This window comes from Sorangium sp. So ce406, assembly GCF_051474675.1.
Taxonomy (GTDB): Bacteria; Myxococcota_A; Polyangia; order Polyangiales; family Polyangiaceae; genus Sorangium; species Sorangium cellulosum_G.
This window is the reverse complement of sequence record NZ_CP150340.1, coordinates 5,311,018-5,337,703: the sequence shown is the minus strand read 5'-3', so window position 1 is coordinate 5,337,703 and position 26,686 is coordinate 5,311,018. Positions and strand designations below refer to the sequence as shown.

Genomic DNA, 26,686 nt, shown 5'->3' with positions numbered 1-26,686 from the left:
CCTGCGGAGCGGACCTGCCCGCCCCGTGCGGAGCGGCTCGGCCCGCCCCGTGCGGAGCGGCTCGGCCCGCCCCGCGCGGAGCGGCTCGGCCCGCCCCGCGCGGAGCGGCTCGGAATGCCCTCGCGGCTCAGCCCGCCGCTTCGGCGCCGCGCTTCTGCATCTTCCGCTGGACGATGCGCTTCTTGAGCGTGCCCATCCGGTCGATCATCAGCACGCCGTCGAGGTGATCGAGCTCGTGCTGGATGGCGACGGCGAGCAGGCCGTCGGCCGCGATCTCGAACGCCGCCCCGTCTCGCCCGCGGGCACGGACCCGGACGCGCTCGGCGCGCTTGATGTCCTCGCTGATGCCGGGGAACGACAGGCACCCTTCGGGGCCGGTCTGCTGCCCCTCCTGGCGCACGATCTCCGGGTTGATGAACACGAGGAGGTTGCTCGGCTCGTTGTCGGCGGCGACGTCAACGAGGAAGATTCGGTGTGGCTCCCCGATCTGCGTGGCCGCCAGGCCGACGCCGGGCGCGGCGTACATGGTCTCGGCCATGTCGTCGATAAGCTTCACGATCTCGGGGGTGACGTCCCCGACCGGCTGCGCCTTCTGTCGCAGGCGCGGATCGGGATAGTGGAGGATGGTGCGGATGGCCATGGCTGCTCAACAGCATAACCTCCGTTTCAAGCGGGCGCCCGTCAAGACGATCTAGCGGTTCCTCCGGAACGAGGTCGACGTGTCGACGGTGACCCCGCGGGACTGAAGATCTTCCACGATGTCCGGCACCAGCCCGGAAGGGTGGAACGTCCCCTCGAGCGCGCCGCCCGCGGCCGTCCGCTCGACCACGAACGTGAAGACGTCGCGAATCGCGATCTGCCCGTTCTCGATGGCGAGCTCCGCGATGCGGAGCACCCGGTGGCGGCCGTCCCGGAGCAGCGCGATCTCGATCGCGAGGTCGAACGACGACGCCAGCCACTCGCGCGCCGTCTCCGGCGCGATCCCCGGGCGGGTCGCGGCGATGTCGGCGGGGAGGCGCGTCACCGCCTGCCGCAGCGTCGGAGCGCGCGCCGCGGCGAGCACGCCGTCCATGCCGCAGCCGATGGCATCCACGAGCTCGGCCGCGACGTGGCCCGAGAACGAGCTCACGACGAGCCGCTCCGGCCGGATGCGCGCGGCCGACTGCACCGCCCGCGTCCGCTCGGCGGCCGTGCTACCGAGCGCGATCGACAGCGTGTTGGGCTGGTCGAGCACGAGCTCGTCCTCGTCCTGGAGCACGACGAACCGGTCGTCGGGCTGCGCCGCGGCCGCGAGCGCGCCGAGCAGCCAGCTCGTCCCCGCGTCGCGCGTCCCCGTGACGAGGAGGTTGCCGCGCCCGAGCACGCACTGGGAGAGCAGCCCGGCCATGGCGCGCGAGATCGTCCCGTTGCGCACCAGGTCTTCCAGCGTGACGTCGGGGCGCTGCGGCTTCCGGATCACCAGCGTGGCGGCCGCGGCCGGCGGGAGCACGGCGAAGAGCCGCCGCCCCTTCGGCAGGATCCGCTCGACGAAGCGCGCGCCCTCCTCGAGCGGCTGCCCGGCCATCCTGCACAGGCGGCGGATCACCCGCTCGACCGCGCGCTCGCTGCTGAACCCGACCTCTGCGATGACGCGCCGGCGCCCGTGCATCGCGATCACGAGGTCGTGGCGGAACACCTGGATCTCGCTCACCTCGGCGTCCTCGAGCAGGCGATCGAGCGGGCCCAGCGAGAGCAGCTCCCGCTGCGCGTCGGCGAGGAGCGCCTCGGCGTCGACCTCGGGCGGGAGCTCGCCCGCCGCGCGCGTCGCCTCCGCGCTCTCGGCGACGGCGCGCTCGAACCGCTGGGCGAGCGCGGCGTCCGGCGGCGCCCCGCCGTCGAGCGGCCCGAGGTCGATCGCGTCGGCGAGCCGATCCATGAGGCGCCCGAGCGCCCTGCGGTGCGCCACCGCCTGCGCCGAGTCGCCCTGGCCGCGGTCGACCCGGTCCGAGACGGGCGGGATGGCGCGCCGGCTGGGGATGGGGACCACGCTCGGGTGGACGGCGACGTTCGCGGCGCCCTGCGGCGGCACCGCGACGGTGTTCGCGGCGCCCTGTCCCGGCAGCGGCGTCGCGGTCGGCGACGGGCGCGCCATCTGCGCGGTCGGGTTGCCGGGGTAGACGCCGCGGCCGTCGCGCGCCGCCGGTACGTTGGGCGTCGCCGGCGGGACCGGCAGCGGCGGGACGGACGCGCCGCCCGGCGATCCGGGCCCGATGGGCGGGCGGGGCGAGGGGATGCGCGGCGGACCGGGGACGGGCGCCGCCGCATCGACGGACTCGTCCGGATCGTTCTCGAGCGGGAAGTGGCTGATCACGCCCTGGCCGGTGCGCGACGGCTCGCCCTTCTCGTTGATCAGCGGCAGCGGCGCCGACCGGTGCAGCCCCTTCTCGGCCGACGGCGGCGCGCGATCGGGCAGGTGCGCCGGATCGCCCGGGCCCATCTCCTCCGGCACGCGCGCCGGAGGCGCCGTGCTGTCCGGAGGCGCCGTGCCGGCGGCGGCCGTCTCGATCCTCAGCACGAAGTCGCCGATGTAGATCTTGTCGCCCTCGCGGACGATCGTCGCCTGGGCGATCTTCCGGCCGTTGACGTACGTGCCGTTCGTGCTCTTGAGATCGGTGACGATGAAGCGCCCGTCGCGGAACAGGAGTCGGGCGTGCCGCTTCGACACGTTGCCCTTCGGCAGCATCAGGTCGTTGCCCTGCACGCGACCGACGTTGATCTCTGTCCGGTCGAAGGTTTCGCGGCGCTCCGCGCCCCCTTTCTCGCTGATGATCACCGAGAACATCTCGTCGCCTCGCGGGGCCAGGGCGGAGGTGAGACCCGATGCCCTCGCCACGCCATACGAGCAAGCTCGAACAGACATGTCAACGAGATGCCTGCGATTCCTGCCGCCGGGCGCCGAGCGGGCGGAGCCGAGGCCCGCGTCGAGCGCGCGCGAGGGGGCGGCCGGTCGAGCGCGCGCGAGGGGGCGGCGCGGTCGAGCGCGCGCGAGGGGGCGGCGCGGGCGCTGCGCGCCGGGCGGCCGTGGCATCGGGGCGGGCGCGACGGCATCGCGCGTCCGGAGCGCGATGGCCGTCGCGTGACGTCGCAAGACCACGATGGAGAGGGCGACGCCACGCACGGCCGACGTACAAGGCTCTTCGATAAGAGCGCAAATCTTGACGGCCGCGCGAATTGCGCTTCGCGGCGAGCCCGTCATCGATGGTGCTCGCGTGCTCGCTGTCAGGAGTTGCTGTACGGCGGAGCATTCTCGTCCGGATCTGCTGCAAGGCGGGACTGCCGGTGAGGCGGCCACTGCCTCGCGCGCGCGCGGATCGAGCCATCATCGCTTGACCTTGGCGCGTCGAGCCGTTTACGTTGGCGCCCGCTCGGACCGGGGAGAATCGTCGAAGTTACCGCGCACGCACAGAAACCAGCGTCTGGGCAGCCGCCCTGCGCAAGTTAATTCGTCCTCAGAGGGGGGTTTGCTGGAACCAGCCAAGCCCGCATCGGGAAACAGGGACCGCAGCCCGCGGTCTACTCCCGACTCCCAGCCTGCGCGCCTCGGGTAGCGACGAGCTCTGAAGTGGAGGAAATATGGCAGTTGGCAAGGTAAAGTGGTTCAACGATGAGAAGGGTTGGGGCTTCATCAAGCAGGAGACTGGCCCCGATGTCTTCGTTCACTATTCGCAGATCAACGGGGAGGGTCGCCGCCGTCTGTTCGAGGACGAGACCGTTGAATTTGAGATCAAAGAAGGTCCCAAAGGTCTCCAGGCGGTCAACGTGATGCGCGCCACCGCCTGATTCGCCTCCTGACCAGCGCCCCACCGGACTGCCCGCGCAGCGCTCCGCTGCGCTCGATCCACCTTACCTCCGAGCCCGAACATCGCGCGCCCGCAAGGCGGGTTTCTGCGCGTGGCGGATGATCCGCGCGCCGCTCCGGTGGGGCGCTCGGCAGAGCGCCCCAGGCGCGCTCATCGCTGGGGGACCGCGACCTCGCGAAACGTCTCTTGACCAGGGACGAAGCGGTGAGAGCTGATTCCCTTGATCGCCCCTGCGTCGTCGACCTCGTAGAGGTTGAACCCGGCCATCCGCTCGTCGCTGTCGTGGAGGAGCGAGGCGCTGGCGGCGCCCACGGCGTCGATGTGACCCCGCTCGGTGTGCAGCTTGCGGTGGATCCGCCGGTGCAAGTGCCCGTGCAGCAACAGGCCGCGGCTGACCTGCCGGAGCAGCCGCCCCTCCGCCGCGGCGTCCCCCAGGCCTTCGAGCAGCGTCTTCGCCCGGCTCGTCGGGTTGTGGAACGGGTGGTGCTGAAGCACGATCGGCGTTCGCCGCCGCACCTCCGGGTGCGCGAGCACGCGCTCCAGCGCGCGTAGCTGGACGGCGCCGAGCCGCCCCGAGGCCACCAGCGGAGGACGGGGCCACGCGGTCGAGAGGCCGATGAACGCCACGGGGCCGCGCAGGTGCACGAAGGGGAACACCGAGCCTCCGCCATCGCGGGCGGCCCCGCCTGCGTCGCTCTCGCCCGGCGGATCGAGGGGGAGATCGGAGCGCAGGTACGGCGCGAAGTACTGCGAGAACCGCTGCGAGCGGTGCGCGCCCTTCGTGTACGCGTCGTGGTTCCCGGGGACGATGCTCACCCGCTCGGGAGGAAGCCCGAGCTCGCCCTGCAAGAAGTTACGGACGAGGACGAACTCCCGCTCGAGCGCGAGGTTCGAGACGTCGCCGGTGATGACGACGTGGTCCACGCCGAGCCGCCGGATCTCCTTCGCCGCCGCGTGCACGGCGTGCGGCTTGTGGATGGCGCGGCGCCGGAAGCGGAGGTTGATGTAGCCCGTGAGCCGCTTGTTCAGGAGGCGGAACGGGATGGCCCCCTCGAGGGACAGGAGGTGCAGGTCAGAGAGGTGCGCGATCCTCACGGGCGCCAGTATGGGCCCTTCCCGCGCCGCGGCCAATCGCCGTGCGGGCTCATCGCGCGCCGCGCATCACCCGCGCGCCCCGAGCGCCCGTCGCCCGCGCGCGGCATCACCTACGCGTCGGCTCAGGCGTCTCGCGCGCAGCGGAAGCCGCGCCACGCGCGGCGGCTGGTCGGCAGATCGTGTCCCCGCGCCGCGCCGCGCAGCCAGGGTCGACCCTGGATGTAGCTGCCGCCCCGCAGCACGCGCTCCTCCCCCATGTCGGGACCTCGCGGGTCCTTCGCGCTGCCGGCTGGATACTCGGGATGGTAGTAATCCGCGACCCACTCCTCGACGTTGCCGGAGAGATCGTCGATGCCGTCGGGGGTCCGCCCGGCGACGAGCGCGCCCACGGGAGCGAGCTCGAGGAAGCCGTCGCCGTCGTCGAGCTCATCGAACGACAGCCGACCGTGGTTCGCATGGAAGGGGTTGTAGACGTGCCCCCAGGGATAGCGACGACCGGTGACGCCGCGCGCCGCCCGCTCCCATTCGGCCTCGGTCGGAAGGCGACCGCCGGCCCAGGCGCAGTAGCGCTGCGCGTCGCTCCACGAGACGAGCACCACCGGGTACTCCGGTCGATCGAAGCGCCGCCCGCCGGAGGCGTAGGGCGGCTCGGTGCAGAGTCCGGCCGAGACGCACCGGCGGTAGCTGGCGACGGTCACCTCGGTGCGGTCGATCCAGAAGTCCGACAGGTACACCTCGTGCGGCACGAGCTCGTTCGCGAAGCTCGCCTCGGTCTCCTCGACGCACAGCTCTCCGGCCGGCTCGAGCTTGCAGAGCGTCACCGCGTGCGCGATCTCGACCTCGCTCGAGCCCATCGTGAAGCTGCCCGCGCGCACGAGGACGGCAGGTGGGCCGGGCGCGCGCAGCGCGACGACGCTCGCGGGCGAGCGCGCGCGCTGACCGCCGGCGCCCGCCGAGAGCGCGGCCTCCGAGGCCGCCGGGAGGCGCGGGGCGCGCCGCGCGCGGGGAGGAGGCGCAGCCACGCCGACCATGGAGACCGCGAAAAGCGAGGCCAGCGTGGCCAGCGTGAGGAGAGCCGCCGGACGCATGTCGGAGGCGTAGCATGGTCCAGGCTCGCAGACTGTTTCCGCCTCTTCCGAGCTCGTCGAGGCGCCGGAGGGCAGTCGTCTGGGACGTCGTGAGCGCGGGGAGCCGGCCGCCGGACGCTCGATCCGGCGTCGCGCGCCGCCCGTGGAGGCGGCGCGCGACGCGCCGCAAAAGTGCGCCGGGCGCCGAGGAGCGATAGACTCGAGGGGCTCGATGTCAACCCTGATGGACAACGCGAACACGACGAGCGCGGAGGTCGACGCCGCGGTGATCGAAGAGCTCCACGAGGCGTTCGAGAGCGGAGAGCTCGTGCTCTTCGTGGGGGGAGGCATCTCGGCCGCGGCCGGGCTGCCGACGTGGCGCCAGCTCGTCGACCTGCTCGTCGAGCGGGTGCGCGAGCAGGTCGGCGACGACGTCGTGACCGCCGAGGTCGCGGCGCTCGCGCGATCACAGCGCTACAGCGAGGCGCTCGGCGCGGCGGAGCACGCGCTCGGCGCGGCGGAGTTCAACGCCTTCGTCGAGGATGCGCTGGACGACGAGGGGCTCGAGCCGCCGCGCATCGCGCTCGCGATCGCGGCGCTGCGCGGCAAGCTGCGCGCGGTGCTCACGACGAACCTCAACCACCTGCTCGAGCGCGCCTTCGGCCACGAGTGGGAGACCATGTGGCGCGTCACCGACGACGTCGCGTGGCGCCGGCGCTTCATCCTCAAGCTGCACGGCACGCTGAAGGAGCCGGGGAGCTGGGTGTTCGCGCGAGAGCGCTTCCTCGCGTCCATCGCGGCCCCCGACGTGCGCAGGTCGCTCACGGCCGTGCTCTCGAACTGCCCCGTGCTTTTCATCGGCTTTGGGCGCGCTGACGGCAACTTCGACGAGATGCTGTCGGACATCCACGCGCTCTCCGGCAGCTCGCCGCCGCCCCGCTTCGTCATCGTCCCGAGCGCGAGCCTGACGCCCTACCGCCGCACGATGCTCGGGGACATGGGGTTCCTGCTCCTGCCTTACGAGACGCCGGACGGCAGCCACGACAGGGCCCTCGAGATCCTCGAGCGCATGAGCGAGCCCCGCGCGCGCGCGGCGACGACGTCCCGCCCGTCGCGCTCGATCCTGCCGCCCCCGATCCCCGACCTGGAGCTGCCGCCGTCGTCGTCGCCGCTCGGCTTCCCGGCCTACGAGCTCCCGCCCGACTCGGCCGGCTACGACGACACGGTCACGATGCCGGGGGCGCTGGGCGCGCCGCGGCGCGATCGCGCGTCCGAGCCGCCGGCGAGCCCGATCGAGGTGTTCTTCTCGTACTCGGAGAGCAACCGCGAGCTGCGCGACAAGCTCGAGACGCACCTCGCCATCCTCAAGCGCAAGGGCGTCATCCGCGGCTGGCACGACGGCGAGATCGGCGCCGGCGAGGAGCGCGACAGGGCGCTCGCCGAGCACCTCGAGACGGCGAAGGTCATCCTCCTGCTCATCAGCGCGGATTTCCTCGCGTCGGACTTCTGTTACGACGTCGAGATGCAGAAGGCGATCGAGCGCCACGAGCGGGGTGAGGCGCGCGTCATCCCCGTCATCCTCGACGCCTGCGACTGGGAGGGCGCGCCGTTCGGCAGGCTGGCGAGCCTGCCGCGGGGCGGGCGCCCGGTGACGAGCTGGGTCAACCAGAGCGAGGCCTTCACCGACATCGCCAAGGGCATCCGAAAGCAGGTCGAGCAGCTCACCCAAAACCCCCCGTAGGCTCACCGACGCCCGGCGCCCAGCCGGTGAGCCAATCCGAGGTGCCACCGCCGCCCGGGATCTTCAGCGTCCCGGCGTGGAGCAGCCGAAACCTGGCTGCGCGCGAGGATCTGCTCGCCGAGATCGGCGCCACGCTCGCGAAGCGCGGCGTCGCGCCGCTCTGCGGGCTCGGCGGCACCGGCAAGACCAAGCTGGCGATCGAGCATGCGTACCGCAACGCCGCGGCTTACGACATCGTCTTCATGATCGACGGCCAGAGCCCCGCGACGATGGACGCCGCGTTCATCGCGCTCGCCGCCGAGATGCGGCTGCCCGATCACGAGCTCCTGGATGCGGCCCGCGCCGTCGCTGCGGTGCGCAGCAGGCTCGGCCGCCGCGGGCGCTGGCTCCTCCTGTTCGACGGCGTGCGCGATCCGATCGAGGTCGAGCCCTACCTCCCGAGCATCTCGCACGGCGGCCACGTGATCGCGACGTCGCAGAACCCGATCTGGCGCGGGCTCACGACGGTGAACGTCCGCGGCATCGAGCGCGCCGAGTCGGTGAGCTTCCTGCTCCGGCGCACGGGCGAGGCCGACGCAGAGGCGGCCGACGCGCTCGCGGAAGAGCTCGGCGATCTGCCGCTCGCGCTGGCGCAGGCCGGCGCGTACATCGAGGAGACGGGGCGCCCGCTCTCGGAGTACCTCGCGCTGTTCCGCCAGCGCCCGGCCGCGCTCCTGGAGCGGCCGGTCAGCTTCCCGGTGACGGTGGCGACCGCGTGGGAGAGCGCGCTCGCCGCCGTGTTCAGCCACCAGGCCGCGGCGGAGCTCCTCAGCCTGTGCTCGTTCCTGCCGATGGACGCGATCCCGCGGCGGGCCCTGAGCGAGTACGACCCGCTCGCGCTCGACGACGCGATCGCGGTGCTGCGGCTGCACTCGCTGATCGAGGTGCGGCTGCAGACGCTCAGCGTCCACCGCCTCGTGAAGATCGTGGTCCGCAACCAGCTACGACGGGACGACCGTCGGCAATGGATGGAGGCGGCGCGCCGCATCGTCCAGGCTTCCGGCAGGTTCTTCCCCAGCACGGAAGAGGAACGCGAAGGTAGGACGGAGCCGGATTCGGGGTAGGGCACACCCCCGGAAGAAGATGGAGGTTCGACCCACATGTATCCGCCGAGAGCGTCATATACCGTCTCTTCCTGGGTCTTTCCCGACCGCGTATTCTCGTTGCGCTTCAGGTCCGTCGTGAGACCTTAAGGCCCGCGAGAGGAACTATGGTTGCCTTGGCGACGAGCCCCGCCGACGTGTTCTTCTCCTACTCCCCGAGGGACGAGGACCTACGGCCCAAGCTCGAGACCCACCTCGACGCGCTCAAGCGGCAAGGGGTCATCCGGACGTATCAAGGCTTCGCGCTCGGCGGAGGGAAGGAGCGGCGCGAGGTGATCGCCGCGCGGCTGCGCGAGGCCCGGGTGGTGTTGCTGCTCGTGAGCGCGGATTTCCTCTCCGCCGATGGGTGGCTCACGCCGGAGATCCGGGACGCGCTCGCCCGGCACGACGCGGGCGAGTGCCGGGTCATCCCCGTCATCCTGCGCCCCTGTGCCTGGGAGAAGACGCTGCTCGGCAGGCTGCAGCCGCTCCCGAACCGCGCGCGGCCGGTGACGAGCTACCCCAACCAGAGCGAGGCGTTCACCGAGATCGCGAAGGGGATCCGGAGCGCCGTCCGCGAGACGGAGCCGCCGACGCTGAGGCCGGTCACCCGGCGGCCGTCCAGCTCGCCCGACGCGGAGCCGCACATCAAGAAGCTGCCGCCGCGCAACCCGGGCTTCACCGGGCGCGACCGGCTCCTCGACGAGCTGCGGAGCGCGCTCACCACGGGGGGACCGGCGGCGCTCACGCAGGCGATCAGCGGCCTCGGCGGTATCGGCAAGACGCAGCTCGCCGCGGAGTACGCGCACCGGTACGCGAGCCAGTACAACGTCGTCTGGTGGGTCCGCGCCGAGGAGCCGGCGACGGCGGCCGAGGACTTCGCCCGCCTCGCCGCGGCGCTCGACCTGCCGGAGCAGAACGAGGCCGACCAGCGGATCGCGATCGAGGCGGTCCGCTCCTGGCTGTCGCGCAACGACAGGTGGCTGCTCGTCTTCGACAACGTCAACGACCCGAAGGATGTGGCGCCGTACCTCCCGCACCCGCGCACCGGCCACATCCTGATCACCTCGCGCAACCCGAGCTTCCGCGGCATCGCCACGCCGCTCACCGTGCCGGCGCTCGATCGCGCCGACTCGGTGAAGTTCCTGCTCGGCCGGACGGGGCAGAGCGACGAGCGGGCCGCGGAGAAGCTCGCCGAGACGCTCGGCGATCTGCCGCTCGCGCTGGTGCAGGCGGCCGCGACCATCAAGGAGACGAGGTCGTCGATCGCGACGTACCACGCTGTCTTCGGCGACCACCAGCGCGAGCTGTTGCTCCGCGGCGTGCCGATGGACTACCCGACGCCGGTCGCCACCACCTGGGGCCTCGCGTTCCAGGAGGCGCAGCGCTTCTCCCCCGTCGCCGTCGATCTCCTCAGCCTGTGCGCGTTCCTCGCGCCCGACGACATCCCGCGCGAGGGCCTCGCCGATGCCGCGCCGCACCTGCCGCCCGCGCTCGCGGAGGCGCTGAGCGATCCGCTGATGCTCGACGAGGCGGTCGCCGCGCTCCGCCGCTATTCGTTCATCGACGTCCACGAGGGCGCGCTGTCGGTGCACCGGCTCGTCCAGGCGGTGGTCCGCGATCGCCTCGCGCCCGAGGACCGGCGGATGTGGGCCGAGGCGGCGGTGCGCCTCGTGGACCACGCGTTCCCCGAGAGCAGCGACGACGTGGAGACGTGGCCGTTCTGCGCCCGCTGGCTGCCGCACGCGCTCGCCGCGGCGAGCCAGGCCGAGGCCCACGACGTCGCGAAGGAGGTGCGCGGGCGGCTGCTCGCCAGGTTCGCGGTCTACCTGCAGGGGCGAGCGGCGTACGCGGAGGCGAAGGGGTACCTGGAGCGGGCGCTCGCGCTGCACGAGGCGGTGTTCGGCCCTGACGAGCCGAAGGTCGCGGCCGTGCTGCGCAGCCTCGGCAGCGTCCTCCACGACCTCGGCGATCTCGGCGGCGCGCGCGCCCACCTGGAGCGCGCGCTGGCGATCGACATCGCGAGCGTCGGCCCCGATCACCCGGACGTCGCGCGCGACGTGAACGACCTCGGCAGCGTGCTCATGGATCAGGGCGACCTGCCCGGCGCGCGCAAGCACCTGGAGCGCGCCCTCGCCATCGACGAGGCGACGTACGGCCCCGACGACCCGAGCGTCGCGATACGGCTGAACAACCTCGGCGCGCTGTTCCGCGATCTCGGCGACTTCGCGGGCGCGCGCGTGCACCTCGAGCGCGCGCTCGCGATCGACATCCGCGCTTACGGACCGGACCACCCGACGGTCGCGATCGGCCGCACGAACCTCGGGCGGCTGCTCCACGATCTCGGCGACCTGAAGGGCGCGCGCGAGCAGTTCGAGGAAGCGCTCAAGATCGATGAGCACAGCTACGGCTGCTACCACCCGCGCTTCGCCCTGGCGCTGAACAACCGCGGGCGCGTGCTGCGCGATCTCGGCGACCTGGCCGGAGCGCGCGCCGACTTCGAGCGCGCGCTCGCGATCGTCGAGGACACGTACGGCCCGGATCACCCGGACGTCGCGCGGGACATCAACAACCTCGGCAGCGTGCTGCGCGATCTCGGCGACCTCGAGGGCGCGCGGGCGAACTTCGCGCGCGTGCTGAAGATCGCCGAGGCGACCTACGGCCCGGATCACCCCGCGGTGGCGATCGGCTGCAACAACCTCGGCAGCGTGCTGCAGGCGCTCGGCGAGCTGCCCGGCGCGCGCGAGCAGCTCGAGCGGGCGCTCGGCATCGCGCAGGCCACGTACGGGCCGGATCACCCGGTCGTGGCGAGCATCGTGAACAACCTCGGCCGCGTGCTGCAGGCGCTCGGCGACTTATCGGGCGCATGGCAGCAGATAGAGCGCGCCGTGGCGATCGCGACGAAGGCGCTCGGGCCGACGCACCCGTCCGTGCAGATCTTCTCGCGAAACCTGGCGCGCCTCGGCGACGCGCTCGGCGGCGGCGTCGAGGCGACCTGAGCGCCCGCGTGGCGAGCGCGCGCCGCTCGCGATCGAGGCGGTTCAGCGGCGCGCGGCGCGCGAGGACGCCGGGGGAGGGAGCCCGGCGTCCTCTGCGTGTTGGCTTTCCTTGCGCGGAGTGACGAGCTAGCCGACCAGGATCTGCGTCGGGTGCTCGAGGAGCTGGCGCAGGACCTTGAGGAAGGTCGCGCCGACCGCGCCGTCGACGACGCGGTGATCGCAGGAGAGCGTCATGCTCAGGCGCCGGCCCGGCACGATCTGCTCACCGCGCACGACGGGCTCGCGGCGGACCTGGCCCACGGCGAGGATCGCGCCCTCCGGGGGGTTGATGACCGCCCCGAAGTTGTCGATCCCGTACATGCCGAGGTTCGAGATCGAGAACGTGCCGTTCGCCATCTCCTCGGGCCGCAGCTTCTTCGCCTTGGCCCGCCCTGCGAGCTCGCGCACCTCGGCGGCGATCTCGAGCACCTGCTTGCGGTCCACGTTGCGCACCACCGGCGTGACGAGACCCTCGGGGACGGCGACCGCCACCGAGATGTCGACGCGCCGGTGAACGAGGATCGCGTCCGAGGTGAACTGCGCGTTGCACTCCGGCACGCGCACGAGCGCGATCGCGCACGCCTTCACGAGCAGGTCGTTGAAGCTGACCTTCGCCGGCTTCTCGCCCTCGGCGGCCGTCGCCGCGAGGTCCGCGTTGATCTGCTCGCGCAGCGCGTTCAGCGGATCGGCGTCGACGTCGATCGAGAGGTAGAAGTGCGGGACCGTCTGCTTGGACTCGGTGAGGCGCCGGGCGATCGCCTTGCGCATCATGCTGAGCGGTCGCACCTCCGGCGCGGCGAGCTCGCCCGGCGTGGCCGGCGCGGGCGCCGCCGCGGCCGGCGCCGCCTTCAGCCCCTCGAGGTCGCGGGCGACGATGCGCCCGCCGGGCCCCGTGCCAGCGACGTTGCTCAGGTCGAGCCCGCGCTCGCGGCCGAGCTTGCGCACGTAGGGCGACGCCTTCACGCGTCCCCCGGAGGACGGCTGCGGCGCTGCCGGCTGCGTGGGCGGCGAGACCGCCTCGCCGCGCGCCGCGGGCGGCGGGGCCGTCACGGGCACGTCGCCGCTCGACGCCGCGGCCGCCGGCTCCGGGGCGCGCTCCCCCTTCGGTTGAGGCTCCGGCGCGCTCTGCTTCTGCGCCGGAGCACCGCCGCCGGCGAGGCCGCTTATGTCCTCGCCCGGGGCGCCGAGGATCGCGACGGGCTGGCCGAGCTGAACCACGCTGCCCGCAGGCACGAGGATCTTGAGCAACGTCCCTCGATCGAAGGACTTGTACTCCATGGTCGCCTTGTCGGTCTCGACCTCTGCGAGCAGATCGTCGATGTCGATCGCGTCGCCTTCCTTCTTGTGCCAGGCACTGATCTGCCCCTCCTCCATGGTCGGGGACAGCTTCGGCAGTTCCAGAACCTTCGCCATGGGTCTATCAACCTTGATCGGGGATGTGCGTCCGCTCAGTCAGCTTTTGTAGAGAACGCGGTGAACGTTTTCGATGATCCGCGCCGCCTGCGGGATCACGTACTGCTCCAGCCGTGCGTTGTAGGGCATCGGGACGTCGAGCGTCGTCGCGCGCAGCACGGGCGCGTCGAGCTCGTCGAACGCGAGCCGCTGGATGCGATCGGCGACCTCCGCGCCGACGCCGCCGTACGGCCAGCCTTCGTGCGCCACGACCGCGCGGTGGGTCTTGACGACGCTCCGCACGATGGTCTCCTCGTCGAGCGGGCGCAGCGATCGCAGGTCCACGATCTCGGCGCTGATCCCCTGCTTCTCGAGCTCGGCGGCCGCCTCGAGCGCCACGTGCACCATCCGGCTCCACGCGATGATCGAGACGTCCGTCCCCTCGCGCACGATCGAGGCGACCCCGAGCGGCACGACGAAGTCCGGGTCATCGGGCACCTCGCCCTTCACGCCGTAGAGCGTCTCGCTCTCCATGAAGAGCACCGGGTTATCGTCCCGGATCGCCGACTTGAGGAGCCCCTTCGCGTCGGCCGGCATCGCCGGCGCGAGCACCTTGAGGCCGGGGACGTGCGCGTAGAAGTGCTCCATCGAGTGCGAGTGCTGCGACCCGACCTGGCGCGCGGAGCCGTTCGGCGCCCGCAGCACGAGCGGGATGGTGAGCTGCCCGCCGGACATCTGCCGGAGCTTCGCCGCGTTGTTGAGGATCTGATCGAACGCAACGGCGGAGAAGTTCCACGTCATGTACTCGACGATCGGCCGGAGCCCGACCATCGCGGCGCCGATCGAGATGCCGGTGAACCCGCTCTCGGTGATCGGCGCGTCGATGACGCGCTTCGGGCCGAACTTGTCGAGCATCCCCTCGGTCACCTTGTAGGCGCCCTGGTAGTGCCCGACCTCCTCGCCGACGAGGTACACCCGCTCGTCGCGCTCCATCTCCTCGATCATGGCGGCGCGAACCGCCTCACGGAATCTTAGGACGGTCATCGCGCAAAAGGTCCTGCATAGGTTGTGGGCTCGAGCACCTCGGGCCCGGGTTCGGGGCTCTCCTCGGCGAAGCGGACCGCATCGGCGATCTCGTCTTCCACCTCTCTCTCGATCGCCTCGAGGGCCGCCTTGTGCCCCTTCTCCTCGAGCTCGACGCGCGAGCGCAGGAGCACGTCCTTCTTCTTTCGCTCCTCGAGCTCCTCCTTCGTCCGGTACTTGCCGGGATCGCTCATCGAGTGGCCGCGGAAGCGGTACGTCCTGATCTCGACCAGCGTCGGCTCCGAGTGCGTGCGGGCCCGCGCGATCGCCTCGCCGAGGCGGTCGCGCACCTGGAGCACGTGCTCCGAGTTGAAGCGGTCGCGCTCCATCCCGTAGGCGAGCGCCTTCTGCGAGACGTCCTCGACCGAGAGCGTCCGCGAGAGCGGCGTCCCCATCGCGTACTCGTTGTTCTCGCAGACGAAGACGATCGGCAGCTTCCAGAGCGCCGCGAGCGACATCCCTTCGTGGAAGTCGCCGATGCTCACCGCGCCCTCGCCGAAGAACACCATCGAGACCCGGTCCTCGCCGCGGTACTTCGACGCGAACGCCGTCCCGACGGCGATCGGGATGTGGCCGCCGACGATGCCGTAGCCGCCGAGCATGTTGTGCTCTTTGTCGAAGAAGTGCATCGAGCCGCCGAGCCCCTTCGAGCACCCGGTGACCTTGCCGTAGAGCTCGGCCATCGCGGCGCGCGCGCTCATGCCGCGTGCGAGCGCGAGGCCGTGATCGCGGTAGGTCGTCATCACGTAGTCATCGGGGCGGAGCGCCGCGGTCGCGCCGACGGCGATGGGCTCCTGACCGATGTAGAGATGAAGGAACCCACCGATCTTGCTCTGCGCATAGGCGCGGGCCGCTTCTTCCTCGAAGCGGCGTATCTGGAACATCTTTCGGTAGAGCGACAGATGGAGATCGTCGCCGTTTGTCTGGGTAGTCATCGCGGAGATCTCAGGGGGCAAGGCAGCAATTCAGACAGTCGCCAGCGCGGCGATCGGCGTGATGGGGGTGCGTCGTCGGGCCCGCGAGGGACCCGGCGAGGCGGTTGACATCCGCCGTTCCGGACAGCGACGCCGCTTACCCGGGGTCCTTTAGGAGAGTTTTTCCCGCGTGACAACGCATCTGCGCTCTCTGCCGTTCAACGCGCGGCAGCATCGGCCGCCCCGGCGTCCGGTGCGCCCGGCTCGTTGGTCTCCGGCGCGCCGATGTCGTCGGTCTCCGGCGTCCCCGCGTCCGCGGCCTCCTCGTGCTCCTCGTCCTCGGGGACGGCGACCGACGCCGGCCGGCTCGGGGCGCTGCCCGTCGCGCTCGCGCTCGGCTCCGCGCTGCCCGACGCGCGTGGCGCGTGCGCGGCGGTGTCCCCCGGCTCGTGCTTCGGCCGCGCGGGCCGCGCCGACGGCGCGACGCGCGGCCGCGGCGCCTCGGGCTCCGCCGTGGCCGAGGACGACGCGGCCGGCGCCGGCTCCGCGGGGGGCGCTTCGACCGGCGTGTCTGTCGAGCGCATCGCCGTGCGGACGAGCAGCATCGCCGTCGCCACGACCACGGCCGCGCCGAGCACGATCTGCCCCGTCTTCCGCTCGCGGGGCGGGAAGTCGTTGTCGAGCGGGTCCGCGCGCAGCGCGCCCGGATCCGTGGCCAGCGCCGCGCTCGCGGCGACGGGCGGCTCCAGCGTGCGCCTCGGCATCTGGCTGGAGGCGGCCCACTCGAGGCTGTCGGCGAACGCGGCGCCGAACGCGTCGCAGCTCGGGTATCTCTCCTCGGGTCGCTTCGACAGGCCGCGCGCGAGCACCTGATCGAGCGACGGCGGTACGCCGATCTCCCGCGCGATCGGCGACGGCTCGTCGCTCGCGATCTTCGACGCGACCGAGACCGCGTCGTCGCCCGGGAACGCGCGCTTGCCGGAGATCGCCTCGTACATGACGGCGGCGAGCGAGAACTGATCGCTCTCGGGCGAGAACTTCCCGGCGCGGAACGTCTCCGGAGCGCTGTACGCGGGCGTCCCCATGAGCCCTCCCTGGTGGGTCAGCGTCGAGTCCGGGATGCGGGCGATGCCGAAGTCCGCGATCTTGCCGCCCTTCGCGGAGAGGATGATGTTCTCGGGCTTGATGTCGCGGTGAACGATGCCGGCCCGGTGCGCGATCGTGAGCGCCTCGCCGAGCTCGCGCGCGAGGCGCGCCGCCTGCGCCGCCGAGAGCGGGCGATCGAGGAGCTGCTGCTTCAGCGTCGGCCCCTCGACATATTCGAAGACGAGGTAGAGCCCGAAGTCCGGATCCTCGCCGACGTCGTGGAGCGTGACGAGGTTCGGGTGCGTCACGCGGGCGGCGGCGCGCGCCTCGTGGCGCATCCTCACGACGAGCTGCTCGCGGACGTCGCGCGGGATGCGGAGATCGTCGCGCAGGTGCTTCAGCGCGACGTCGCGATCGAGCACCGGATCGTGCGCGAGCAGCACGCGCCCCATCGCCCCCTCGCCGAGCAGGCGCTGCACATGGTAGCGGCCGAGGGCGGCGGGCAGCGCGGCGCAGTCGCTCGGCGGTCCGAGCGCGCCGCGGCCGTCATCGGGGGACGAGGATCCAGGCACGTCGCGTCGTTTCTATCCGTCCGGCGGCCCCGGCGGAAGGCCTGGCCGGCGTCCAGCTTCCGGTTATGCTCTGCCGCAGCGCGCTCCGGGTCGACGAGCGGCGCTCGGGGTCTGCGGAAGCGGTTTCGCGGACCCGGGCGGCACGCGGTACCCCAGGGAGGCGCAGCGAGCATAGATGAGCACCGAGAGCGCGTCCAAGCCGGCCCGGACTGCCGGAGCTACCAAGAAGCGAGGCAAGGCCAAGTACATCGTGCTCCTCGGCCTCGTGTTCTCCATCGTCCTCGCCCAGCAGACCGGGCTCCTCGGCTTCGGCCTGGCGCGCCTCCGCGCCGCCACGTTCCCGAAGGACGAATCCCTCCTCGAGTATGTCCACGGCAGCGCGCCCGGCGTGGTGATCGTCGACCCGCACCAGATCGATCTGAAGGCGCTCGGCGCGGAGGGCAGCCCGGTGCGGCAGCACGTCGAGCGCACCCGCGACGACATCAAGAAGGCGACGGGCATCGACCTCGGGTTCGACGTCGACAAGCTGATCCTCTCCCCGTCGCTCGTGGTTGCGCGCGGGCGGTTCGACGAGCAGAAGCTCGCGCAGCGCCTGGCGGAGCACAGCTACGTGCCGGCGGAGTACAAAGGCGTGAAGTACCTGCTCCGCGCCGGCGAGGACGCGATCGCGGTGCGCGACGGATCGATCCTGCTGTACGGCGCCGAGGCAGACCTCCGGGCGAGCATCGACGCCGAGGAGGCCGGCACGTCGCTGGCGAGCCGCGAGGAGGCCACGTCGCGCCTCGCGCACATCGGCTGGGATCGCCCCGTCCTCGGCGTCGCCCTGCTCTCCGACAGCAAGCCGAGCCTCCGCGCGATCCTCACGGGCTCGACGGGCCCGCGCGCCGTCACCTTCGGCGTCTCGACGAAGGGGGGGCTCTCCGCGACCGTCGCGATCGACGCCGCGTCGGGCGACGCGGCCGAGGAGCTCCGGAAGCTCCTCGAGGAGAAGCGCGCGAACGTCGATGCGCTGAAGGCGCTCGCCGGTCCGGAGGCCGGCGCAGGGCTCGCGGAGATCGCGAAGCGCGCGACGCTCGCGGTGGATCAGGGAGCGGGCCGGCTCACGGTCCAGGTGGACGTTCGCCCGGAGGAGCTCGACGTGCTGGCCAAGGCCGGCCAGAAGGCGGCCGGGTCGTTCGGGGAGGTGTACAAGAACGTGCGCCTGCTGCAGCTCCTCGCGCCGGGCCCGTGACATCGTCGGCGTCGGCTTGGCGCGCGTCCGGCTAGCGCTCGGCGCAGCGCGGGCACTGCGCCCCGACCCGGTCGGTCGCGTTCTTCACCCGGGTGCGCGCGGCGTCGCACCGCTGGTCCGCGTCGCCGGCGAGCCCGCAGAGGTGCTGCGCGGCGCGGTCCATCGAGGCGAGCGCGCGGCACGCGGTCTCGCACGGCGTCGCGGTCACCTGCTCGGGCTCGGCCTTCTTGCTCGGGCGCGCTGCGCCGGCGGCCGTCGCCCTCGGCGCGCTGTCGGACGCCGTCGGCGGCGACGGCGCGGGCGAGGGCGACGTCGCCGGCGCGGGCGGCGGCGCCGCCGGCGACGCGGACTCCACGGCCCGCCCCTCGCCGCTGGCGGTGTCCGACGGCGCGCCGAGGACCCGGTCGAGCTCGCCTTCCGCGCGCTCGAGCGCCGCGAGCGCATCCTCGGCCGTCTCGGGGCGACCCTCCTCTTGCGGCGTGAACATCGCGCCGGCGGGCTCCGGCGCCATGGGCGCGGGCGCCTGCGCGGCGGCGCCGCCGCAGCCGGAGAGCGCGACGGCGCCGATCCACAGGGGGGCGGCTGCGACAGACCAAGCTCGGTGTCGGTTCATCGGTCCTCCTGCGCCTGACGCCCGGCGCGCGGCTTTCGGCTCATCGCCGCGCCGCGCAGCCCGCGCGTGACACGCCAGCTCGCGGCGGGCGCAGGTTGACGTCCGCTCCGTGCGCTATGCTCGCGGCGATGAATCTGCTTCGACCGATCGGCGCACTCGTTCTGGCTCTCGGACTGATCGCAGGCTGTCAGCGGAGCAGCTCGCGCCGTCCGCCGTCACAGCCGTCGTACGGCCAGGGCTACCCGCCGTACGGCGCGCCTCCGCAGGGATATCCGCAGCAGCCCGGCTACCCGCAGCAGCAGCCCGGCTACCCGCAGCAGCAGCCCGGCTACCCGCAGCAGCAGCCCGGGTATCCTCCCGCGCAGACCGGGCCCGCGCCGGCGCCCACCTTCAACCTGCCGACGGTGCCCGGGCTGCCGGTGCTGGGTGACCCCATCAACGACATCAACGTCGCCTGGCTGCAGTCCGAGGCCGGCGTCGTGATGGGCGCGCTGATCGGCGCGCTGCCGTCGGGCGCGCAGCAGAAGGTGAGGGGCATCCCGTTCATCGCCGATCCCACCGTGGGGGAGGTGAACGCGTTCGCCGGCTGCGACGACCAGCGGATGCCGTTCATGGCCATCACCGACGGGCTGCTCGAGATCCAGGCGCAGATCGCTCAGTTCAAGGCGACCGACGAGATCTTCGGGACGAGGAAGCTCGACGAGTTCCTGCGGATGCTCGCGCAGCGGCAGCGGCCCGGGCAGCCGATCCTCCGGCCGCCGGCGGGCTTCATCGATCCGGCGCAGCACACCGACCCGCGCAAGGTCGAGCGGCAGCGCCAGCTCTACCACGAGCAGCTCGCGTTCGTGCTCGGCCACGAGCTCGGCCACCACCACCTCGGGCACACCGGGTGCGCGAACGGGCAGGGCGGGAGCCGCGGCGTCACGCCCGCGGATCTCGGGCGCATGCTGTCGCGCGCGCTCCCCGTCTTCAACCAGCCGAACGAGATCGCGGCGGACGTCGCCGGCGTGAACAACCTGCTCAGCGCCGGCGTGCGGCGGCAGGGCTACCGGTGGACGGAGGGCGGCGCGATGCTCACGCTCGGCTTCTTCGCGTCGCTCGACCAGCTCACGCCCGCCGCGATCCTGTTCGCCTTCGAGCAGACGCACCCGCACCCGCTGCTCCGCCAGCCCGTCGTCCAGCAGACCGCCAACACCTGGCGGCTGACGGGCGGCGCGACGGGATTTCCGTTCCCCGGCCTCGGCGGCTGAGCCGCGGCTTTTCCGCGCCCACGCGCGCTCGCGTGCGCTCGCTTCGGGGGCGCGCGCTGCTTCGGCTTGACGCGACCGCGCGGCGCTCCTCCCATCGCGCCGAAAGGAGTCGACCATGCAAGAAGGGCTCGGGATCGAGGACGTCAAGGAAGGCACGGGCGCCGAGGCCAAGCACGGCCAGCTCGTGACGGTGCACTACGTCGGCACGCTGACCAACGGCAGCAAGTTCGACAGCTCGCGCGACCGCGGCCAGGGCTTCTCGTTCAAGCTCGGGGCCGGGCAGGTGATCAAGGGATGGGATCAGGGCGTCGCCGGGATGAAGATCGGCGGCGTCCGCAAGCTGACGATCCCGCCGGACCTCGGCTATGGCGCGCGCGGGTTCCCGCCCGTGATCCCGCCCAACTCGACCCTCCTCTTCGAGGTCGAGCTGCTCTCGGTCAAGTGATCGCGGCGTCGTCCCCGCGCGTCTGAGGATCGCTCGCGTCGCCTCGGAGGGCGCCGCGAGCGCTCGCGCCGCCCTCCGCGGCGACGCGCGCGCCGCCGCTCACGGCTTGATGGGGGCGCCGCACTCCACGCAGAAGCGGTTGCCGATGAAGAGCTCGTGCTTGCAGTGCGCGCACCGCGCGACGCGCACCTCGGTCGGGCGCTTCGCCGGCTTCGCCGGCGGCGGGGCCTCCTTCACCGGGGCCCTCGGCGCGGCCGCGACCGCGGCGTAGCGGCCCGACCCGGCGGCGGCCCGAGAGCGCCGGTCCGCGACCGGCACGGCGGCCATGCGCGGCGCCCTGCCCGCGGCGCCCTGGGCCTGGCTCCGCAGGCCGCTGTCCGCGATGGAGTGGACCTGCTGCGCCGCGATGCGCTCGCTGTCCGAAGACGCGGCCGCTTCGAGCTCGACCTCCTCGACAGCCAGCTGCCGCTCGCGGACGGACACCGCCGCCGGCGGGAGCGTCGCGCCGAGCTCGTCGATGCGATGGGGCCGGGTGTCCTCGAGCTCCGCGCCGTCGAGCTGCACGTCGTCGAGCGCCTCGGGCTGGATGCGGACGATCAGCGCCGAGATGTTGTCGGTCCCGCCGGCCTCGTTGGCCATCGCGATGAGCAGCTCGCAGGCCTCGTGCGGGTCCTGCGTGATGTCGAACACATCGAGGATCTGCTGCTCCGAGACCATCCCGCTCAGCCCGTCGGAGCAGAGCAGGAAAACGTCGCCGGGCTGGATGCGCTCGGAGCGGATGTCGACCTTCACGGCGTCCTTCATGCCGAGCGCGCGCGTGATGATGTTCTTGGGGAGCCTCGCCAGCTCGTCCTGGCTCAGGTCGGGCTTGAGGGCGAGGGCATCGTTGATGAGCGAGTGGTCCTTCGTGAGCTGCTCGATCTCGCCCTGCCGGATCCGGTAGCAGCGGCTGTCGCCGACGTGGCCGACGTGGATCTGCTCCGTTTCGCACGACACGTAGGCGGCGACCACCGTCGAGCCCATGCCCTGGTGCTGGGTATAGGTGTTCGAGATGACGAACACATCGTGGTTCGCCTTGCGGATCGCGGCGACGACGCGCCGCGCTCCCGGGTCGAGCTCCTGCTCGTCGGCGGGGACGGGGCCGGGCAGGACGCCGGTCCGGGTCGCCTCGAAGAAGTTGTCGAGCGATCGGGTCGCGAGCGCGCTGGCGACGTTGCCCGCGTTATGCCCCCCCATGCCGTCGGCCACGACAAAGAGGCCGAGCTCGGACTTCACGAGGACGTTGTCCTCGTTGTGCTTCCGCTGGCGTCCAACGTCGGTCACGGCAGCCGCGACGGGTCGGGTGCGGCTGCTCGTCCTGAACTCGCCCATTCGCGGCTGATTATACCTGCCCAGCCCTCCGGACCGCCCAGATTCCGGCTGCTCTACCGGTGGGCAGCCCCCCCGGGGCTCGCGGTATGGCCGGCGATCCTCCGAGACGCACCGGCCGAGGCGGAGGGCGTACGCGTGCCCCGGGGTACGGGGTCCAGCGCGAGACGCAGGCCGACCTGGAAGAATCCGTAGGCCGCGGCCCCGGAGCGCTCGCCCGGACGCGAGAGGTAGGTGCCGGCGTCGAGCTCGGTGAACACCCCGACGCCGAGGGGCGACACGGGGTAGAAATCGACGCCCAGGGCGATGCGGGCGACATCGAGCCCGTGGAACACATGGTCGGACGCTACCGGACCGGCTGCCGAATCCTCCGACCAGGTGAAGACGCCCCTGCGGTAGCCCACGCCGTAGCTGATCCAGGGGTCGATCGCGAGGCCCTGGGCGACGTGGTAGACGAACCCGAGGCCCAGGTCGAGGCTCTGGCCGGAGCAGTCGTTGCACCCGCCGGGCGCGGAGAGCATGGCGTAGGAGCCGCTCGCTTCCAGGACGGTGACGCGGCTCAAGCCGAACCCGACGTTGGCGCCGAACGCGAGCCCGCCCGACACCTTCTCGCTGACCGGCTGGCCGGCGGCCATGCTGCCGAACGGTTGGCTGTAGCCGGCCCGCCCCTGGAGGAGGATGTGCCCGGTTCGTTCGTCCGGTCCGGCGGGGCGCTTCGCGCCGGCTTCCGGTCCGAGCTCCTCGTCCTCCTCGGCGGCGGTCGTCGTCCCCTGATCTGCCGGCTGGGCCAGGGCCTGGTCGGCCGAGAGCACCCAGCCTACCGCCGCCACGCCGAGCGCCGGCGCGGTCCACCTTGTTGAGCGCGATCTCACGAACGGCCTCTAGAACAGCGCGGTCGCGAGCGCAAAGGGGGCGGCGGGTTTGCGACAAGGAATGCCGAAATGTCGGCCGGACGAGGCGAGCGACGCAACTGCGCCCGGCGCCGCGACGACAGACCTCGTGGATATGGACAACGCACCCCTCCTCCGCGAAGACAACAGCTCCCTGGCCGCATTTACGTCTGCTCACGGCGCCGCTGCGCCCTCCGCGCTGGTCGCGGCGCTGCCCGAGCCGGATCTCGGCGGCACCCCCGGCGATTGGCCGGGCCCTGCTGCCCCTCTCGGCGAGGCCCCGCCGATCCGGGACATCACGCACGAGCTCCTGGACGATCGCGAGGAGCTCGCCACGGTGTGGCTTCGGTGCGAGCACCGCGTCGGCGGCGCCCCGGCGCACATCGCCGTCGCGCCGGGCGCCGAGCTCACCCTGGGGAGCGGCCCGGACGCGGACGCGAGGATCGGCGACGCCACGGTGAGCGCTCGCCACTGCCGGGTCGCGCATCGTGGCACGTCGATCGAGGTGACGGATCTCGGCTCGCGCAACGGCGTTCGCGTCGGCGGCGTGCGGGTGCGGCAGGCGGTGCTCGTCCCCGGCGGCTGCTTCGAGATTGGCCGCACGGCGATGTGGATCGAGGCGGCGCGGAAGGTGCCCGAGCTCGAGGAGGGGCCGCCGCTGCCGTCGCTCGTCGGCCGCTCGCGGCCCATGCGCCAGCTCGCCGCGGCGGCGCGGCGGGTGGCGCCGCTCCAGCTCCCCGTGCTCCTGCGCGGCGAGTCGGGCACCGGCAAGGACCTGGTCGCCCGGGCGATCCACGCGGAGAGCACGCGGGCCGATCGGCCGTTCGTGGTCCTGAACGCCGCCACCATCCTGCGCGAGCTCGCCGAGTCCGAGCTGTTCGGCCACCGGCGGGGCGCGTTCACCGGCGCATCACGCGATCGGCGGGGCGCGTTCGTCGAGGCCAACGAGGGCACGCTCTTCCTCGACGAGATCGCGTCGCTCTCGCTCGAGGTCCAGGCGAAGCTGCTGCGCGTCGTGGAGGAGGGGGTGGTGCGCCCGCTCGGATCGGAGGGGCCGACGCCCGTGAACGTGCGGCTCATCGTCGCGACGTGCGAGCCGCTGGAGACCCTCGTCGCCGAGCGCCGCTTCCGCGTGGATCTCTACGAGCGGCTCGCGGTGTGCCGCATCCAGCTCCCCGCGCTGCGCGAGCGGCCCGACGATATCCCGCTCCTGGCCGAGCACCTGCTGGCGAGCTCGGAGGTCGGTCTGCGCCCCCTCTCCCCCGGGGCGCTCGTCGCGCTGAGGGCGCACCGCTGGCAAGGCAACGTGCGGGAGCTACGGAACGTGCTCATCCAGGCCGCGCTCCGCGCGAAGGGCCATGTGTTGCCCGAGCACGTCACGGCCGTCATCGCCGAGCGCGAGCCCCCGCCGCGCCGGAAGATCTCGCCGGCCGACGCGCTCCGCGCGTTCGAGGAGGTGGGCCGCAACATCAGCGCCGCCGCGCGCCTCGCGGAGATCCCGCGCTCGACGATGCGGGATCTGCTCCGCGCTGCGAAGGAGCGGTGAGCTCGGCGCCGCGGGGGCGCGCGTCGCCGGCGCTCCGTGGAGCTAGAACGTCCCGGCGACGCTGAGGGAGGCCTGGCCGGGCGCCACGAGCGGCGCGATCCGGGTGACGCGAGGGCCGGCGGCCACGGTCTTCTGCTCGCTCGGGTACCAATCGATCATCGCGTACGTCGCGGTGCCGACGACCCCGACGCCGAGGAGGACCCAGCCCGTGATGGCCCAGGGGAGCGCGCCGTCGTAGCTGTCGAGCTCCTCTCGGAGGCTCCCGCATGCGTTCTCGAAGCCCGGGAGGTCGCCCGAGGGATCCTCGCGCCGGCCGCAGGGCTGGGCCCGGCGATTGGCGGGGATCGTGCTCTCGTTCCTCGCGACGAACGCCTTGATCTCGTTCCCGATGTCCTCGGCGTTGCCGCTCGCGCTCGTGGTGATGGCCGTGCCGACGATCCCCATCACCAGGCCGACGCCCGCGACGCCGGTCCCCGCCCAGGCGAGCGGCTTGCGCTTGTACCAGTGGAAGAACGGCTCGCGACCGCCGGAGGCCTGATCCGGGCCCATCGAGCCCATCGTGTTGCTCGTCGAGAGCGTGAACCCGCCGGACGTCGTCGGGGCCACGGGCGTTGCGCTCGGCGCCGTCGCGCCGGCGGGCGTCGTGCCTGGCGCCGTCGTGCCGGGCGTGGCCGCGCCGGGCGCCGCCGTGCCGGGGGTTGGCTGCGCGCTGCCCGCGACCGGTGGCTGCGCGGGGGTCGGCGTCGCCGTACCCGGCAAGGTCGACGTCGGCGCAGCGGGGGGCGCAGCCGTGCCGGGCGTCGGCGCGCCGGCGACCGGCGCGGGGGCGGCGCCGGTGGTTCCCAGGGTGAGCGTCGCCGGTGTGGCCGCGCCGATCTTCGCGTCCACCTGGGTGGTCGCCGACCGATCCTGGTACGTCGCGAACAGGGTGTGCTTGCCCGGGGTCACGAACACCGGATCGGGCAGCGGCGCTTTGCCGATGAGGGCGCCGTCGATGCTGATGTCCGCGCCGTTCGCGTCGGCGACCACGACGATGAAGCCGGTTCTCCTCTTCACGTCGGCGATCGCCTTCTCCGCGGCGGCGCGTTGCTCCGGGGTCGCGGTGGTGTGCTCGCGCAGGAACTGCTGGAGGTGGTTGCCGGCGTCCTCCAGGTGATTCGAGCGAAGCTCGCTTTGCCCGAGGTTGAGCAGCACCGCCGGGTGTCGCTTGAGCGTGTAGACCTGACGAAACGCGGTGCGCGCGTCCTCGAAGCGACCCGCGTCATACGCCTTGACGCCGTCCTCGTAGCGCTGGCGCGCGACCTCCGTGACGGGATCGGACGACTGCGCGAAGCTCGACGGCTCGCTGAGAGGGGAGGAGGTGAGCCCGGCCTCGGTGAGCAGCGCAGGCGCGATGAACGAGAGCAGGAGGACGGGGGCGCAGGCGCGTGTTTTCATGGCTCCTCAGGTCGGGCTTCGCCTCGTTGGCGCCCGCGGAAGGTGACGACTGCAGCAAGCCTCGCTGCCGAGGTGGTGAACCGGGGCGCTTCAGAACGGCGCATCGCGGATGATGCCGCCGGTCTTGGTGCCGCCGGTCGAGCTCGTTCCACGCTGCGTCGGCGCCTCGGGCGCAGGCTTCTTCGCAGAGGTCGTCGCCTTCGGCGCAGGCGTCGGCGCCGTGGGTGTCGCGCCGGCCCTGGACGGCGCGGCGGCGGAGGAGGCCGACGTCGCCGCGGGAGCCGGAGGGCTCGCCGGGGCCGAGGCGCTCGGCGCCGGCGTGGTCGCGGCGCCGTCGCCCGCGACGGCGGGCGAGCTGACGGCGGTGGCCTGCGAGGTGGCGGCCGGGGTAGCGGCGGGCGTCGCGGGCGGCGCTTCCACGACAGGCGGCGTCTCCGCCGCAGGCGACGCCGGCGTCGGGCTGCGATCGGCGCCCGCGTCGTCGCGGTCTGGGGCGAGGATCGCGCGGCCAACGAAGAACAGGAAGGCCGCGCCCACGACCGCGATGCCGAGCCGCAGCGCCGTCTTGTTCGGCCCGGACACGGGGAGCTCGATCGGATCGTGGTCTTCCGTGCGTACAGCGGACGTGGCCACGGCGTCGGCGCTCCCCGCCGCCGGCTGCCCGGCGCGCGAGCGTGTGCGCGTCGCCCGCGTCGACCGCGGTTCCTCCACGGGAGGCGGGGAAGGGGCAGCCGCCGGGGCCGCCCGCGGCTCGGCGGCCGTCGCGTCGGCCACGGCATCCGGCTCGGCGACCCGTCCGCCGGCTACCGCGTCCGGCGCGGCGGCCCGCGCATCGGCCACGGCATCCGGCTCGCCCACGCCCACGCGCGTTTTCCCGGCGGGAGCGGGATACTCGCCCCGCTTCCCGGCGGCGGCCTCGGGCGCACCCGCAGCGACAGCGCTCGCTGCGCTGCCCGCG

At 72.6% G+C, this 26,686-nt stretch carries 21 protein-coding genes; 8 read left to right on the top strand and 13 right to left on the bottom strand.

Annotation, left to right across the window (positions count from 1 at the left end; genetic code table 11):
• Positions 1-127: 127 nt before the first annotated feature.
• Both def and WME96_RS19590 read right to left on the bottom strand, forming a co-directional pair.
• The gene (def, locus tag WME96_RS19595) at positions 128-640 is read right to left on the bottom strand and encodes a peptide deformylase (protein ID WP_437291624.1); all 513 of its coding nucleotides are present in this window, start codon (positions 638-640) and stop codon (positions 128-130) included.
• A gap of 51 nt (positions 641-691) precedes the next feature.
• Positions 692-2,821 carry an ATPase, T2SS/T4P/T4SS family gene (locus tag WME96_RS19590; RefSeq protein ID WP_437291623.1) on the bottom strand — a complete coding sequence of 710 codons (2,130 nt, stop codon included), beginning with the start codon at positions 2,819-2,821 and terminating at the stop codon, positions 692-694.
• Positions 2,822-3,612: 791 nt separating this feature from the next.
• On the opposite strand from WME96_RS19590, the gene WME96_RS19585 reads away from it, so the two are divergent.
• Positions 3,613-3,819 (top strand): cold-shock protein, encoded by a 207-nt coding sequence (locus WME96_RS19585; protein WP_061613859.1) that lies wholly within the window; start codon positions 3,613-3,615, stop codon positions 3,817-3,819.
• Positions 3,820-3,989: 170 nt separating this feature from the next.
• Here the strand turns inward: WME96_RS19585 and WME96_RS19580 are convergent, their stop codons facing one another.
• Both WME96_RS19580 and WME96_RS19575 read right to left on the bottom strand, forming a co-directional pair.
• Positions 3,990-4,934 (bottom strand): metallophosphoesterase family protein, encoded by a 945-nt coding sequence (locus tag WME96_RS19580; RefSeq protein WP_437291622.1) that lies wholly within the window; start codon positions 4,932-4,934, stop codon positions 3,990-3,992.
• 122 nt (positions 4,935-5,056) lie between these two features.
• Complete coding sequence (locus WME96_RS19575; RefSeq protein ID WP_437291621.1) at positions 5,057-6,022, bottom strand: formylglycine-generating enzyme family protein; 966 nt, start codon at positions 6,020-6,022, stop codon at positions 5,057-5,059.
• Between the two features lie 211 nt (positions 6,023-6,233).
• Between WME96_RS19575 and WME96_RS19570 the strand changes: the two genes are divergently transcribed.
• The 3 genes from WME96_RS19570 to fxsT all read left to right on the top strand — a co-directional run bounded on the left by WME96_RS19570 (position 6,234) and on the right by fxsT (position 11,862).
• Positions 6,234-7,742: an SIR2 family protein gene (locus tag WME96_RS19570; RefSeq protein WP_437291620.1), complete on the top strand. Its 1,509-nt coding sequence runs from the start codon at positions 6,234-6,236 to the stop codon at positions 7,740-7,742.
• A gap of 26 nt (positions 7,743-7,768) precedes the next feature.
• The gene (locus tag WME96_RS19565; protein WP_437291619.1) at positions 7,769-8,845 is read left to right on the top strand and encodes an ATP/GTP-binding protein; all 1,077 of its coding nucleotides are present in this window, start codon (positions 7,769-7,771) and stop codon (positions 8,843-8,845) included.
• Between the two features lie 146 nt (positions 8,846-8,991).
• Positions 8,992-11,862 carry an FxSxx-COOH system tetratricopeptide repeat protein gene (gene fxsT, locus WME96_RS19560; RefSeq protein WP_437291618.1) on the top strand — a complete coding sequence of 957 codons (2,871 nt, stop codon included), beginning with the start codon at positions 8,992-8,994 and terminating at the stop codon, positions 11,860-11,862.
• A 126-nt stretch (positions 11,863-11,988) separates the two neighbouring features.
• Here fxsT and WME96_RS19555 read toward each other — a convergent pair whose 3' ends face one another.
• The 4 genes from WME96_RS19555 to WME96_RS19540 form a co-directional block, all read right to left on the bottom strand.
• The gene (locus WME96_RS19555) at positions 11,989-13,314 is read right to left on the bottom strand and encodes a pyruvate dehydrogenase complex dihydrolipoamide acetyltransferase (protein ID WP_437291617.1); all 1,326 of its coding nucleotides are present in this window, start codon (positions 13,312-13,314) and stop codon (positions 11,989-11,991) included.
• A gap of 39 nt (positions 13,315-13,353) precedes the next feature.
• Entirely contained in the window at positions 13,354-14,337 is a 984-nt protein-coding gene (locus WME96_RS19550; RefSeq protein WP_437291616.1) for a pyruvate dehydrogenase complex E1 component subunit beta, read from the bottom strand.
• Complete coding sequence (gene pdhA, locus WME96_RS19545; protein WP_061613850.1) at positions 14,334-15,311, bottom strand: pyruvate dehydrogenase (acetyl-transferring) E1 component subunit alpha; 978 nt, start codon at positions 15,309-15,311, stop codon at positions 14,334-14,336. Before pdhA ends, WME96_RS19550 begins: the two co-directional genes overlap by 4 nt.
• Positions 15,312-15,508: 197 nt before the next feature.
• Positions 15,509-16,948 (bottom strand): serine/threonine-protein kinase, encoded by a 1,440-nt coding sequence (locus WME96_RS19540; protein WP_437291615.1) that lies wholly within the window; start codon positions 16,946-16,948, stop codon positions 15,509-15,511.
• A gap of 175 nt (positions 16,949-17,123) precedes the next feature.
• On the opposite strand from WME96_RS19540, the gene WME96_RS19535 reads away from it, so the two are divergent.
• On the top strand, positions 17,124-18,179 hold the full coding sequence (locus tag WME96_RS19535) for a hypothetical protein (RefSeq protein ID WP_437291614.1): 1,056 nt from the start codon (positions 17,124-17,126) through the stop codon (positions 18,177-18,179).
• 31 nt (positions 18,180-18,210) lie between these two features.
• Here the strand turns inward: WME96_RS19535 and WME96_RS19530 are convergent, their stop codons facing one another.
• Positions 18,211-18,792 (bottom strand): hypothetical protein, encoded by a 582-nt coding sequence (locus WME96_RS19530; protein ID WP_437291613.1) that lies wholly within the window; start codon positions 18,790-18,792, stop codon positions 18,211-18,213.
• Between the two features lie 128 nt (positions 18,793-18,920).
• Between WME96_RS19530 and WME96_RS19525 the strand changes: the two genes are divergently transcribed.
• Both WME96_RS19525 and WME96_RS19520 read left to right on the top strand, forming a co-directional pair.
• Positions 18,921-20,042, top strand: a complete 1,122-nt coding sequence (locus WME96_RS19525; RefSeq protein WP_437291612.1) for a M48 family metalloprotease — start codon at positions 18,921-18,923, stop codon at positions 20,040-20,042.
• A gap of 115 nt (positions 20,043-20,157) precedes the next feature.
• Positions 20,158-20,487, top strand: coding sequence for an FKBP-type peptidyl-prolyl cis-trans isomerase (locus WME96_RS19520; RefSeq protein WP_437291611.1), 330 nt, complete (start codon positions 20,158-20,160; stop codon positions 20,485-20,487).
• A 99-nt stretch (positions 20,488-20,586) separates the two neighbouring features.
• Here WME96_RS19520 and WME96_RS19515 read toward each other — a convergent pair whose 3' ends face one another.
• Positions 20,587-21,810 (bottom strand): Stp1/IreP family PP2C-type Ser/Thr phosphatase, encoded by a 1,224-nt coding sequence (locus WME96_RS19515; protein ID WP_437291610.1) that lies wholly within the window; start codon positions 21,808-21,810, stop codon positions 20,587-20,589.
• A gap of 101 nt (positions 21,811-21,911) precedes the next feature.
• Positions 21,912-22,727 (bottom strand): hypothetical protein, encoded by an 816-nt coding sequence (locus WME96_RS19510; RefSeq protein ID WP_437291609.1) that lies wholly within the window; start codon positions 22,725-22,727, stop codon positions 21,912-21,914.
• Between the two features lie 133 nt (positions 22,728-22,860).
• On the opposite strand from WME96_RS19510, the gene WME96_RS19505 reads away from it, so the two are divergent.
• The gene (locus WME96_RS19505; RefSeq protein WP_437291608.1) at positions 22,861-24,291 is read left to right on the top strand and encodes a sigma 54-interacting transcriptional regulator; all 1,431 of its coding nucleotides are present in this window, start codon (positions 22,861-22,863) and stop codon (positions 24,289-24,291) included.
• 42 nt (positions 24,292-24,333) lie between these two features.
• Here WME96_RS19505 and WME96_RS19500 read toward each other — a convergent pair whose 3' ends face one another.
• Both WME96_RS19500 and WME96_RS19495 read right to left on the bottom strand, forming a co-directional pair.
• The gene (locus WME96_RS19500; protein ID WP_437291607.1) at positions 24,334-25,728 is read right to left on the bottom strand and encodes a tetratricopeptide repeat protein; all 1,395 of its coding nucleotides are present in this window, start codon (positions 25,726-25,728) and stop codon (positions 24,334-24,336) included.
• A gap of 90 nt (positions 25,729-25,818) precedes the next feature.
• Positions 25,819-26,361: a hypothetical protein gene (locus WME96_RS19495; protein ID WP_437291606.1), complete on the bottom strand. Its 543-nt coding sequence runs from the start codon at positions 26,359-26,361 to the stop codon at positions 25,819-25,821.
• Positions 26,362-26,686 lie beyond the last annotated feature (325 nt).